Annotated in this window: 11 protein-coding genes; 5 read left to right on the top strand and 6 right to left on the bottom strand. The window is 71.3% G+C overall.

Features of this window, described 5'->3' with window-relative positions; translation table 11 throughout:
- Positions 1-13: 13 nt before the first annotated feature.
- A complete protein-coding gene (locus tag ACZ32T_RS20930) occupies positions 14-1,210 on the bottom strand; it encodes an AAA family ATPase (RefSeq protein ID WP_467267120.1) in 1,197 nt (398 codons plus the stop codon).
- A gap of 729 nt (positions 1,211-1,939) precedes the next feature.
- Here ACZ32T_RS20930 and ACZ32T_RS20925 point away from each other — a divergent pair.
- A complete protein-coding gene (locus ACZ32T_RS20925) occupies positions 1,940-2,332 on the top strand; it encodes a hypothetical protein (protein ID WP_467267119.1) in 393 nt (130 codons plus the stop codon).
- A 260-nt stretch (positions 2,333-2,592) separates the two neighbouring features.
- Positions 2,593-4,077, top strand: coding sequence for a SulP family inorganic anion transporter (locus tag ACZ32T_RS20920; protein ID WP_467368248.1), 1,485 nt, complete (start codon positions 2,593-2,595; stop codon positions 4,075-4,077).
- Between the two features lie 59 nt (positions 4,078-4,136).
- On the opposite strand, the gene ACZ32T_RS20915 is transcribed toward ACZ32T_RS20920, so the two are convergent.
- The 5 genes from ACZ32T_RS20915 to ACZ32T_RS20895 form a co-directional block, all read right to left on the bottom strand.
- Positions 4,137-5,177, bottom strand: coding sequence for an NAD(P)-dependent alcohol dehydrogenase (locus ACZ32T_RS20915; protein WP_467267117.1), 1,041 nt, complete (start codon positions 5,175-5,177; stop codon positions 4,137-4,139).
- A gap of 64 nt (positions 5,178-5,241) precedes the next feature.
- Positions 5,242-6,018: an SDR family NAD(P)-dependent oxidoreductase gene (locus ACZ32T_RS20910; RefSeq protein ID WP_467267116.1), complete on the bottom strand. Its 777-nt coding sequence runs from the start codon at positions 6,016-6,018 to the stop codon at positions 5,242-5,244.
- On the bottom strand, positions 6,015-6,683 hold the full coding sequence (locus ACZ32T_RS20905; RefSeq protein ID WP_467267115.1) for a TetR family transcriptional regulator: 669 nt from the start codon (positions 6,681-6,683) through the stop codon (positions 6,015-6,017). The genes ACZ32T_RS20910 and ACZ32T_RS20905 overlap by 4 nt, the downstream gene beginning before the upstream one ends.
- 87 nt (positions 6,684-6,770) lie before the next feature.
- Entirely contained in the window at positions 6,771-8,903 is a 2,133-nt protein-coding gene (locus ACZ32T_RS20900) for an MMPL family transporter (RefSeq protein ID WP_467368246.1), read from the bottom strand.
- 95 nt (positions 8,904-8,998) lie between these two features.
- Complete coding sequence (locus tag ACZ32T_RS20895) at positions 8,999-9,493, bottom strand: MarR family winged helix-turn-helix transcriptional regulator (RefSeq protein WP_467267113.1); 495 nt, start codon at positions 9,491-9,493, stop codon at positions 8,999-9,001.
- A 341-nt stretch (positions 9,494-9,834) separates the two neighbouring features.
- Between ACZ32T_RS20895 and ACZ32T_RS20890 the strand changes: the two genes are divergently transcribed.
- The 3 genes from ACZ32T_RS20890 (at position 9,835) to ACZ32T_RS20880 (ending at position 13,070) form a co-directional block, all read left to right on the top strand.
- Entirely contained in the window at positions 9,835-10,074 is a 240-nt protein-coding gene (locus ACZ32T_RS20890) for a twin-arginine translocase TatA/TatE family subunit (protein WP_467267111.1), read from the top strand.
- Between the two features lie 108 nt (positions 10,075-10,182).
- Positions 10,183-11,694 (top strand): SDR family oxidoreductase, encoded by a 1,512-nt coding sequence (locus tag ACZ32T_RS20885; protein WP_467368244.1) that lies wholly within the window; start codon positions 10,183-10,185, stop codon positions 11,692-11,694.
- A complete protein-coding gene (locus ACZ32T_RS20880) occupies positions 11,691-13,070 on the top strand; it encodes a cryptochrome/photolyase family protein (RefSeq protein ID WP_467368242.1) in 1,380 nt (459 codons plus the stop codon). The genes ACZ32T_RS20885 and ACZ32T_RS20880 overlap by 4 nt, the downstream gene beginning before the upstream one ends.
- The last annotated feature ends 9 nt before the right edge of the window (positions 13,071-13,079 follow it).

The raw sequence follows: 13,079 nt of genomic DNA, 5'->3' as shown, positions 1-13,079 counted from the left end.
GTCCCCCCGCCGCTCATAGCCTGGCCTGGACGATACTCGCGTCCACTCCGAGCGCTTCGGTCAGGACGCGGGCGTGTACGGCACGCCGAAGGATGATCACGCGTTGGACGGCGGCGGTGGAGCGTCCGGCCGTCTCGGCCTCCTTGCGGAGTCTCTCCAGCTTCTTTCCCGCCATGTTGAGCTTGGTGATCGCCTCCCTGATCGCCCAGTCGCCCAGTGCCTCGCGGGACTGCCCGGCCTTGGCGTCCAGTTGGGCCTCCAGCTCCTCGATGGCGTCGGCGAGGTCGAGCGCCTCCTTGGCGTCGGGATTGACCAGGTGGAGCACCTCCCGTTCGACGGCCGGGCGTTCGGCGGGCGAGTCCCACAGCACATGGGTGAGCACCGACAGGTCGTTCCGGCCCACCTTGTCCCGGCCGTCCAGGAAGGCGCTCGCCTGGAGCAGCCGGACCGACTGCCGCCAGCGGCGGTCGGAGGAGATCAGCTCCTTGCGGCGCAGGGCGGCCCGCAGCGTGCACAAGGCGTCGACGATCGTGTCCGGGACGCCTACGGCCGGCACGGCTTCGGTCACGGCGTGCCGCAGCTCGGTCAGCTCCACCGTCGTCCGGGTGAGGACGGCCGGGGCGGTGACGGCGGAGCGCACCAGTCCGGCGAAGTTGGAGGGGTCGGCGAGGTACCCGACCTCCAGCCGCACCAGCAGCCGGTCGTAGATCGCGGCGCTGTCCTCACCGGCCGGGAGTTCGTTGGAGGCGGTGATCGCGCTGATCAGGGGGCAGTGGATCGGCTCGCCGCCGTTCTCCGGGTGGTAGAGGCGTTCGTTGAGCAGCCCGAGGGTCTCGTTCAGTGCCGCCGTGGAGCACTTGAAGATCTCGTCGATGAACGCGATGTGTGCTGTCGTCGCCCGGCCGTCGAATATCTGCCGGTACTCGCCCCGGCTCAGCGCCCCCACGTCGATCGGACCGAACATACGGGTCGGCGCGGTGAACTTGCTCAGCAGGATCTCCCAGTAGTTCGCGCTCTCGATACGGCCCGTCAGTTCCCGCGCCAGTTCCGACTTCGCGGTGCCCGGAGGACCGAGCAGGAGTGAGTGCTGACCGGCCAGCATCGCCACCGTCAGCGTCCGTATGACGTCGTCCCGCTCGTAGAACAGCCCTGAAAGTTCACCGGTGATCGCTCGCAGTCGCTTCGCCGTGTCCTGTGCGCCCATCGCCATCTCCCTGTTCGAGGACTCTGCCCGGAACCGGCGGATTACGGTGCCGGCCGGCCCGCGGCCATCATTATGCCGACCGGGAGCAGGTGGGATTTCGCACGTCCCGACACGCCGCCCGGGGACCGCACGAACTCCTTCCGTCTTCCGCCTCGGCACCCTCGGGCAGCCAAGCCCGTAACCGCGGCGACCGCCGCACGAGGAAATTGATTCGCAGAACACGACCACGCTCCGGGAATTACGGTCGCGGGGGCCGGACCTGACCGGCCGCCCTTTCCCGCCCGCGGCGTCCGGAAGGGGGAATTGATTTCCCGTACCCAGCCGTCGGCTTTCGCCGGACTCGGCCTTCTCCGCACTGTCGTGCATCTCGGTCTGCCGGGGAGTGCCCAGCCCATGCCCCCGGAGCCGCTCACTCCGGGTAGCGACCACGCGGAGGACGGAAACGATCCAGTGAACCTTGGCCGTGTTTCCAACGGGTTAGCCGGACCCTCGACCGAACCACTGTGCGAATATGACGATTGACGGTCGCCCGGCATATGCACCCCCCACACAGGCGCAGATGATCTCAAATAGTGAGAACGGCGGTTCGGCCGGCTCCGGAGACCCAGGGGACGCCGCCACATAATCCGACTCGTCAGGCGTCGACTTTCGGACTCTTCACAAAGGGTTAACTCCATAATCCCCTTGGCCTGTTAGCGTCCCGAAGGACGGGTGAAGTCCAGGAGGAGGTGAAGCGTGCGAGCAGCGGCGGTCCGGTTCGTACTCGCGATCCTGATGGGCTTCCTCCTGGCGCCGTACTCCGGCACGCCGTCAGGGGACGCACAGGCGTCCGCGCCCGGATGGGAGGCAGCCGCTTCCCCGGAAGCGACCACGGGCAAGGCGCACGGCGAGTACGGCACGTGCGGCACCTCCGAACGCGGCGGTGAGTCGAACGGCGCGCTGCGCCACCGGGACCGGCATCGCTCCGCGAGCGTCCCCGCTCCGGAGACTCCTTCACGCTCGGTCCTGGCGATCGACGCGGGCGGGCTGCTCGCCCCGGCGGCTGTCGCCGCGAGGGGCGACGCTCACCACGCCTCCAGATCCTCGACCGCCCACTGCCCCACCCTGCTCCAGGTGTTCCGCTGCTGAGCTGACCCCGGGCGTCCGGTGACCTGCCCCCCGGCCCGCTGCCGCGGGACGACGGGCCATGTCGCCCTGCCCTCCGGGCTCCAGTTCTCGTACGTATATGCCGACGCGCCGCCCTCGGGCGTGCCAGGAGGAACCACCGGTATGCAATCTCTCGTCGATCACTCCCGGACAGATGTCCTACGCATCAGTGACAGCGTCGCCTGGGCACCCCCGCCCGGCGACGTGCGCTCGGCCCCCTTCCGCACGGGATGAGGGCCGCCATGGACAAGCTCTCCAAGTTCCCCCATCTGCGGCAGGACTTCGCCGCGTCACTCGTTGTCTTCCTCGTCGCTCTGCCGCTGTGCGTGGGCGTCGCCGTCGCGTCGGGGGTCCCGGCGGAACTGGGGCTGATCACCGGCATCGTGGGCGGTCTCGTCACCGGCCTCATGCGCGGCAGCAGTCTCCAGGTGTCGGGGCCGGCCGCCGGCCTCACCGTGCTCGTCTTCGAAGCCGTTCAGTCCTTCGGGCTGCCCGCGCTCGGAGTCATCGTGCTGACGGCGGGGCTGCTCCAGCTCGCCATGGGCGCGCTGCGGCTGGGCCGCTGGTTCCGGGCGATCTCGGTCTCGGTGGTCGAGGGCATGCTCGCGGGCATCGGACTCGTCCTGATCGCAGGACAGCTCTACGCCGCCGCCGGTGTCGAGGCACCGCTCTCCGGCACGGGCAAGATGGCCGGCATCCCCGGGCTGCTGGCCGACAGCGTGACCAGTCCCGCGGCTCTCGCCTCGCTCGCGGTGGGCGCCGGGACGATCGCCCTGATGGTGGGGTGGAACAGGATGCCGAAGCGGGTGCGGGCCGTCCCGGGCGCACTCGCCGCGGTCGCACTGGCCACCCTCGCCTCGCTGGCGTTCGGGCTTCCGGTCGAGACCGTTCAGGTCCAGGGGCTCGTGGACGCCGTCCAGAGCCCCGCGTTGTCGGAGTTCGGCGGGCTCGCGAGCCTGAGCCTGCTCGGGACCGTGGCGGCGTTCACCTTGATCGCCTCAGCGGAGAGCCTGTTCAGCGCGGCCGCGGTGGACCGGCTGCACGACGGTCCGCGTACCCAGTACGACAAGGAGCTGATGGCCCAGGGCACGGGCAACACCGTGTGCGGACTCCTGGGCGCACTGCCGATGACCGCGGTCATCGTGCGCAGCTCGGCCAACGTGCAGGCGGGTGCGCGGACACGGGCCTCCCGGGTGCTGCACGGTGTGTGGCTCCTGCTGTTCGCGGCTCTCCTCCCGTCCGCGCTGGGCCTCATCCCCCTGCCCGCACTCGCCGGCATCCTCATCCACGCCGGTTGGAAGCTGATCCCGCGGCGCGCGCTCGTGACGCTGTGGCGGGGGCACCGTGGTGAGGCGATGATCCTGGTCGTCACAGCGGTGGGGATCGTGACGGTGAACATGTTCGAAGGAGTTCTGACCGGTCTGGCCCTGTCGGTGGCCAAGGCTGCCTGGGACGCCTCGCACATCAAGCTGGAGATCGTCGACAGCACTCCCGACGGAGTCCGGGCCCGCCTGTCGGGCAACGCGACCTTCCTGCGGCTGCCGAAGATACTCGACAGCCTCGAGGCCCTTCCCGAGGACCGGCCCATCTCGCTGGACCTCTCCGGTCTGCACCACCTCGACCACGCCTGCCGTACGGCTCTGGAGAACTGGGCCGAGCGGCACAGCTCGTCGGGCACCGAACCCGTGCGGCTGACCCGGTCCGACGTGGTCACGGCCGCTCCCTGAGAGCGCGGACGACTCGCCGGGCGCCCTCCTCGGGCGTCCCGGCGGGTCGTCTCCCGCGGTCAGCCGTTGGGCAGGATGACCGCGCGGCCGTTGATCTTGCCCGCGTGCAGCCGCTCGTAGGCGAGCGGGGCCTCGTCGATGGAGTACGTCTCGACGTGGACGTCGACGGCACCGGCGTGGGCGAGCTCGATGACTTCGGCGAGCTCCCTGCGCGAGCCCCAGTAGGGCGCGGAGACCGACGTGGAGAACGGCAGGACGCCGAAGCCGACGGGCAGCAGGCCGCCGCCGATCCCGACGATGGTGACGTCGCTGTCGACGGAGGCGACCGCGCCGGCGGTCTTCACGGTCGGCTCGGCGCCGACGAAGTCGAGGACGACCTGGGCACCGATGCCGCCGGTGAGTTCGCGGACCCTGGCGGCGGCGTTCTCGTCGGACAGCACCGCCTCGTGGGCGCCGACCGTGCGGGCCAGTGCCAGCTTCTCCTCGGTGACGTCCAGTGCGATGACCCGGACGGCGGTCATGGCGCGCAGCAGCTGGATGGCGACGTGACCGAGGCCGCCGGTCCCGATGACCACGGCCGTGGCGCCGGGGGTGAGCTTCGGCAGCGAGCGCTTGATCGCGTGGTACGGGGTGAGACCCGCGTCGGTGAGCGAGACGGTCTTGACCGGGTCCAGGTCACCGATGGGCGTCAGGTGACGGGCGTCGTCGACGATCATGTACTCGGCCATGGCGCCCGGGTTGCCCAGTCCGGGCGGGTTGATGCCGAGGTCGGCGGCGCGCAGGCAGTAGTTCTCCCGACCCTCCGCGCAGTTCACGCAGGTGCCGCAGCCCCACGGGCCGTAGACGGCGACCGCGTCTCCCACCGAGACGCCTTCGGCGCCCTCGCCGAGGGCGGCGACCGTACCGACGCCCTCATGACCGAGTGTGAGCGGCAGCTCGTAGGGGAAGCCCTCGGCGGGCCAGCTCATCACGGCGATGTCCGAGTGGCAGACACCGGCGGCGCTGACCTTCAGCAGGATCTGGCCGGGCCCCGCGACGGGCTCGGGTATCTCGACGACCTCGGGGGCGGCGCCGACGGTGCGGTACTGGACGGCTTTCATGTCTCTCCTTCGTTCTCCGTACTTCCTTTGTGACCCTCGTGGTGGCGGTGCGCCACTCGGGGGATCAGGGCGCGGAGTAGCCGCCGTCCACCAGGTGATAGCTGCCGTGGATGAAGGAGGCGCGGTCGGAGAGCAGGAAGGCGACGAGTTCGGCGACCTCCTCCGACGTACCGAGACGGCCCGCCGGGTGCAGGGAGATCAGGTGGTCGCGGGCAGGCCCGTCGGTGTCGCGGAGCAGCGGGGTGTCGATGAAGCCCGGGCCGACCGCGTTGATGCGGACGTTCTGCGCCGCGTATTCGAGTGCCGCGGTCTTGGTGAGGCCGACGACGCCGTGCTTGGCGGCGACGTACGCCGGAGAGTTCGCGAAGCCGTTGGTGCCGAGGATCGACGAGACGTTGACGACGGCGCCGCCGCCCGCTGCCAGGATGGCCGGGAGCTCGTGGCGCATCGAGTAGAAGACGCCGCTGAGGTTGGTGGCGACGACCCTGTTCCAGTCCTCGATCCCGTACTCCCCGGTGGGCTGCGACGGGCCGCCGATGCCCGCGTTGTTCACGGCGAGGTGCAGGGCGCCGAAGGTGTCGACGGCGAAGCGCACGCCGGCCTCGACGGAGGCGGGGTCGGTGACGTCGAGGGCGACCGCGGCGGCGCGGGCGCCGGTGGCCCCGAGCTCGTCGGCGGCCTTGCGGGCGCTCTCCTCGTTGTAGTCGGCGACGACGACGGCCGCGCCGCTCGCGGCGAGCCTCCGGGAGAGGGCGAGGCCGATGCCGGACGCCCCGCCGGTGACGAGGGCGACCTTGCCGGCGAACTCCGCTTCGTAGGCGGTGGGGAGGGTGGTGCTCATGGTGTGCTTCCTTGCGTGGTGCTGTGGGGCGCCGGCCCGTCCTGCGGGGGTTCCAGCAGGTTCGCGGAGAGGGCGTCGAAGGCGTGTACGACGAACTCGGGCAAGGCGGCCGGCCGGCCGCCCCGCACCCAGGCCGCCTGGGCCGCGAGGAGCGCTCCCGCTCCCGCGGCGACGGCCACGGCGGGACGGAGGTCCTGCCGTGGGTCGGTATCGAGCCGTTCCGCGAGAATCGCCACCGACTCCTCCTGGGCGTCCACCCGGATGTGGTGGTACGCCGCGTACAGAGTGGGTTCCTCCTCGGCCATGCGCAGCAGGTCGAAGATGCGTGGCCGCACGTGCCAGGGCTCGGCCTCCGGGTCGTCGAGCCAGTCGAGGACGGCCCGGCGGTAGGCGGTGAGCGGCGGCTCGGCCAGGGGGCGCTCGCGGAGCGCTCGGTTGATCCTGTCGCCGTCGCCCCGCACTGCGTCGAGGACGGCGGCCTCCTTGCTCGGGAAGTACCGGCTGAAAGTGCGCCGGTCGACGTCGGCCGCCTGCGCGATCTCCTCGACCGTCACGCTCCGCAGACCACGTTCGAGTACGAGATCGAACGCGCTCCGCGCCAGCGCGTCCCGGGTCCTGCGCGCCTTGCGGCTGCGCCGTTCCGGGACGTTCCCTGTCGCATTCATAGATGCATCGTACACCTTAAAATGTCCCGGTGGGACTTCTGCCCCACCGGGACATGAACACCTCTGGAGGCGCGTGCCACGCCGCCGTCACGCCAGGGTTTTCGTCTCTCCCCCCGGCGCGTCCTCGCGGCTCCGGCTCAGCGCGCCCGGCCACCAGGCGACGGGGCCGATGTCCCTCACCAGCGCGGGCACCAGGAGCGAGCGCACGACGAGGGTGTCGAGCAGGACGCCGAACGCGACGATGAACGCGATCTGGACGAGGAAGGCGAGAGGAATGACCCCGAGGGCGGCGAAGGTGGCCGCCAGGACGACACCGGCGGAGGTGATGACCCCGCCCGTGGTGGTCAGCCCACGCAGCACACCCTGCCGGGTGCCGTGGATCAGGGATTCCTCGCGGACGCGGGACATCAGGAAGATGTTGTAGTCCACGCCGAGGGCGACCAGGAAGACGAATCCGTACAGCGGCACGGAGGAGTCGGTGCCGCTGAAGCCGAAGACGTGCTCGAAGACGAGCGACGAGATACCCAGCGTGGCCAGGAAGTTGAGCGCCACCGTGGCCACGAGCAGCAGCGGCATCAGCAGCGAGCGGAGCAGGCCGATGAGAATGACGAGGATGATGACCAGCACCACGGGCACGATGATGTTCCGGTCGTGCTCCGCGGTCCTCTGGGTGTCGTACTGCTGTGCGGTGTAACCACCGACGAGCGCCTCGGAGCCGGGTACGGCGTGGACCGCGTCGCGCAGCCGCGTGACCGTCTCCTTGGCGGCGTCGCTGTCCGCCGTGTCCGCGAGGGTCGCGTCGATACGGACGCGCCCGTCCACGACGAGCGGTTCCCCGCCGCCCGGACGTCCGGAGGCGGTCATGACGGAGACGCCCGCGACTCCGGGGACCTCCTCGGCAGCCGCGACGACCTGCTTCGACCGGTCCGCGGCGGCGATCACGACGGCGGGGTTGCCCGATCCGCCGGGGAAGTGACGGCTCAGGGTCTCCTGCGCGGCGACGGACGGCGCGTCGTTGACGAAGATCTCCTCGAGGGGCACCCCCTTGGAGTTCAGCGTCGGCATGAAGGCGGCGCAGGCGAGGAGGCCGACCAGCGTGACGGCCCACACCTTGCGCGGGGAGCGGTCGACCAGCGCCGCGATCCTCGGCCAGATCCCCTTCGAACCGGATTCGGTCCCGGCCTCGCCCTTCTTCGGGCCCGACGGCCAGTACGCGGCCCTGCCCAGCAGGACCAGGACGGCGGGCAGGAAGGTCAGAGCGCTCAGGACGGAGCACACGATGCCGATGGCACCCACGGGTCCGAGGGCGCGGTTGTTGGTCAGGTCGCTGAGCAGGAGAGCGAGGAGTCCCAGCGCCACGGTGGCGGCGCTGGCCGTGATCGGGCCCGCGGATTCACGGAGTGCCGCGCGCATCGCGGTCCACTTGTCGGGCTTCCGCCCGAGCTCCTCGCGGAACCGTGCGGTGAGCAGCAGCGCGTAGTCGGTGGCGGCTCCGATGACCAGGATCGACAGGATGCCCTGGACCTGCCCGTCGACCCGGACGATGTCGTGATCGGCCAGTACGTAGACGATCGCACAGGCGACGCCGAGCGCGAAGACCGCGCCGATGATGATGATCAGGGGGAGCAGGACACTCCGGTAGACCAGGAGCAGGATGACGAGCACGGTCACCAGGGCGACGCCCAGCAGCAGTCCGTCGATTCCGGCGAAGGCGTCGGACAGGTCGGCCTGGGAGGCCGCGGGGCCCGCGAGCCCGGCCACCGTCCCCGGGACGTCCTCCGCGAGGCCCCGGACATGCGCGAGGGCGTCGGGGAGTTCGTCCCCCAGGTCCGGCCGCAGCTGGACCACGCCTTCCAGCGCTTCGCCGTCCTCGGACAGCAGCGCCGGGCTCACCTGGCCGGTGGCTCCGGGACCGTCCTTCGCCGAGGCCAGGGCGGCCGTGGCCGCCTTCTGCTGCTCGGGGCCGAGCTTCTCCCCCTCCTCGGCCGACGTCCAGACCACGACGGCGGGCACGGTCTCCTGCTTGCTGAACGCCTTCTGGGCCTCGATGACCCGGGTGGACTCCGCGCTCTGCGGCAGGAACGCGGCCTGGTCGTTCGTGGCCACCTCCCCGAGTTTCCCGGCGTACGAACCGAAGGCACCGCCGACGACGAGCCAGGCGAGGACGAAGAACACAGGGACAAGAATCAGCCGGCGGACCGGCCTCGATGCGGTGGACATGGCACTCCTGGGTCGGCCGCGGTCTCTCAATCATGATGTATCTCAATGATTGAGATTACATGCTCCACAGTCCAGCCTCCCACCGGCACGGCGGTTCAGCGCCGAGGCACCTGCATACGGGCGAGTTCACCGTTCATCCGGCCGAGGAAGCGGAGCGTGGCCTCCAACTCCTGGGGCGCCGAGGCGGAACGCGCGCCTGCCGCCGCCTCCGCGAGGGGCATGAAGAACGAGCGCGCCGCCGCCTTGGCCCCGGACTCGTAGTAGAGATGGACGACCCGACGGTCGGAGCTTTCGCGTGCGCGCCTGATGTGACCCGACCGCTCCAGCCGGTCCAGACACGCGGTGACCGCGCCGGACGTCAGTCCGAGGTGCTCACGCAGCCGCCCCGGGGTCAGGGGCGTGTCCGCGTCGAGGATCGCCCCGAGCGCCTGTACGTCCGTGGCGTGCAGGCCCTGCGCGTGGGCGAAGGCATGGACCAGTCGGTTGATCTCACCGTTCATCCGGCGCAACTGCGCGGCGAGAGCCTGGAGATCCGACACCCCGGCCGTATCAACGCCCGATCCGTCGTGAGGGCCGTCTGCACTGTCCACCGCCCCATACTAGGGTCTTTCGTTTGGATCAGGCTGGACCAGGGAGCGGGGTCCGGTGCCGTGCACCGCAAGGCGGAGGAGGGAGTAATGGCGGAGCCATGGCGACTGACGACGACGCCGCGAGGTGCCGTGCCAGGGCACGCGAGCCCAGCATGACCCGAACGACAGGCCCTGGACGCGCACGACCGGGCCGCGGTCGCCGGACAGGAGGGAGCCCCCGGTCCGGAAGACGCCCTGCCGCGGGCTTCTACAGTGCTGTAGATTTGGCGCGCCGCCGCGGACCGGGGAGTCCCGGGCTGCCGGGAGAGCTCCTCACACCCACCAGGGAGAAGACAGCCGTCATGTTCGGAATCAGCGAGATCGCGATCTTCCTCGTCATCGCGATCCTGATCTTCGGTGCCAGGAAGCTCCCCGAACTCGCCCGATCCCTCGGCAAGTCGGCCCGGATCCTCAAGAGCGAGGCGCGGGCCCTGAAGTCCGACGGCATCTCCCCCACGGTCCCCGCGGACCCGCCGGCCGACGGCGCGCACGACCCGCGCGTCATCAGGGGGACGGCCACCGAGAAGCCCGGGCCCCGCTGATCCCCGCCGCTCCTGCACCCGCGGGGGCCGGCCTCGGCGTGCCCGCGGGCGGATCCGCCCCTACGGGGAGACGGTGGACGCAGGAGACCCGAGCCGGAGCGAGGCGCCATGGAGAGCAAGGACGACAGCGGTGGGCTGCGGTGCCTGGTGACGGGCGCGACGGGCTACATCGGAGGCCGCCTGGTGCCCGCACTTCTGGAGGCAGGCCACCGGGTGCGCTGCCTGGCGCGGACCCCGGAGAAGCTGCGGGACTACCCGTGGGCGGGCGAGGCCGAGGTGGTCAAGGGGGACGTGACCGACGCGGAATCCCTGGGCGCGGCCATGCGCGACATCGACGTCGCGTACTACCTGGTCCACGCGCTGGCCGCCGGGCCGGGCTTCGAGAAGACCGACCGCGACGCGGCGCGGAACTTCGGCGAGCGGGCGAAAGCGGCCGGCGTCCGGCGCATCGTCTATCTGGGCGGGCTCACACCCCCTGACGTCCCCATGCGGGAGCTTTCCCCGCATCTGCGCTCGCGCGCCGAGGTCGGGCGCATCCTGCTCGATTCGGGGGTGCCGACGACCGTGCTGCGCGCCGCGGTCATCATCGGTTCCGGTTCGGCATCCTTCGAGATGCTGCGCTATCTCACCGAGCGGCTGCCCGTCATGGTCACCCCCAGCTGGGTGTCGACACGGATCCAGCCCATCGCCGTGCGGGACGTGCTGCGTTACCTCGTGGGCAGTGCGCACATGCCCGCCGACGTGAACCGCGCCTTCGACGTCGGCGGACCCGACGTCATGACGTATCGCGACATGATGCAGAAGTACGCCCAGGTCGCCGGGCTCCCCCACCGGCTGATCCTGCCGGTGCCGATGCTCTCGCCGGGCCTGTCCAGCCACTGGGTCGGGCTGATCACCCCCGTGCCCGCGTCCATCGCCCGCCCGCTCGCGGAGTCCCTGCGCTACGAGGTCGTCTGCCAGGAGCACGACATCGCCGGTCATGTGCCGGACGGCCCCGGGCAGCCCTTCTCCTTCGCCACCGCCCTCTCGCTCGCCTTGCAGAGGGTGCGCGAGGCAAGGGTGACGACACGGTGGTCCACCGCCTCCACCCCGGGCATTCCCAGCGATCCGCTCCCCACCGACCCGGACTGGGCGGGCGGGAGCCTCTACACCGATGTGCGCGAGCGCGATGTGGACGCCTCCCCCGAGGCCCTGTGGCGGGTCATCGAGGGGATCGGCGGTGAGAACGGCTGGTACTCGTTCCCGCCGGCCTGGGCGGTCAGGGGCTGGCTGGACCGGCTGGTGGGCGGCGTGGGCCTGCGCCGGGGCAGGCGGGACGCCCAACGGCTGCGGGTCGGGGACTCGCTGGACTTCTGGCGGGTCGAGGAGATCGAGCCCGGCCGGCTGCTCCGGCTGCGCGCGGAGATGCGACTGCCGGGCCTGGCCTGGCTGGAGATGTACGCGGAGAAGGGCGAGGACGGCCGGTCGCACTACCGGCAGCGGGCCGTCTTCCACCCGTCAGGACTCCTCGGCCACGCCTACTGGTGGAGCGTGTCGCCTTTCCACGCCGTGGTCTTCGGCGGGATGGCCCGCAACATCGCGCTGGCGGCGGGCCGCGGCACGGGGAGTGGCCCGGCGTGACCGTGGCGATCGTCCTGTTCACTTCGGACCTGCGGCTGCACGACCATCCGCCGCTGCACTCGGCGCTCGCTTCGGCGGACGAGGTGGTCCCCCTCTTCGTTCTCGACGAGGGCGTGGAGGCCGCCGGGTTCGGCGCTCCGAACCGGCGCGCGTTCCTGGCCGACTGTCTCCGGGACCTGGACGCGGGGCTCCGCGAGCGCGGCGGGCGCCTGATCGTCCGCGAGGGGGACGTGGCCGACGAGGTCGGCCGGGTCGTCACCGAGACGGGGGCGGAGGCGGTCCACGTGGCGGCGGGCATGAGCGCCTACGCGCAGCGGCGGGAGGAACGGCTGCGCGAGGCCCTCGTTCCCGTACGCTGCCGGCTGAGCGTGCACGACGCCACGGCCGACGTCGTCCCGCCCGGTGCGGTGATCCCCTCCGGGGCGGGCAGGGATCACTTCGCCGTCTTCACCCCGTACTTCCGGCGGTGGTCCGAGGAAGGGCTCCGCTCCCCCTTCCGGGCGCCTCGCACCGTGCGCGTGCCGGAGGGCCCGGCGTCCGCCGCGCTGCCCTCGCGTTCCGGCCTGAGCGGGTTGTCCCCGGGCCTGGCCGGGGGCGGCGAGGGCGAGGGACGCAGGCTGTTCGCCGCGTGGCGCCGTCACGGCCTCGCGTCGTACGAGGACCGTCACGACGACCTCGCGGGCGACGCCACCTCACGGCTCTCGCCGCACCTGCACTTCGGCACGCTCTCCCCCACCGAGGTGGTCCACCGTGCCCGCGCCGCGGGCGGACCGGGTGCGGACGCCTTCGTACGGCAGATGTGCTGGCGGGACTTCCACCGGCAGGTCCTGGCCGCCCGCCCGGCTGCCGCCCGCGCCGACTACCGTCCTCGGCAGGACCGCTGGCGGGCCGGGCGGGCGGCGGAGGACGACACGGCCGCCTGGAAAGAGGGCCGCACGGGCTATCCGGTGGTGGACGCCGCCATGCGCCAGCTCCTCCACGAGGGCTGGATGCACAACCGCGGGCGGCTGCTGACGGCGAGCTTCCTCGCCAAGACGCTGTACGTGGACTGGCGGGCCGGGGCCCGCCACTTCCTGGAGCTGCTGGTGGACGGGGACATCGCGAACAACCAGCTCAACTGGCAGTGGGTGGCCGGCACGGGCACGGACAGCCGGCCCAACCGGGTGCTCAACCCGGTGACGCAGGCCAAGCGGTACGACCCCGACGGTGCGTACGTACGCCGCTGGGTACCCGAGCTGGCCGAGGTCTCCGGGCCCGCCGTGCACGAGCCGTGGAAACTCCCCGGGCAGGAGCGCGGACGCTACGACTATCCGGAGCCGGTCCTCACGCTCCCCGAGGGGCTGGCCAGGTTCAAGGAGGCGCGGGGACTGGACTGAGCCATGGCG

It is taken from the genome of Streptomyces sp. NPDC023573, from assembly GCF_055559735.1.
Note: the sequence above shows the minus strand (reverse complement) of the source record. Positions and strands in the feature narration are given on the sequence as shown.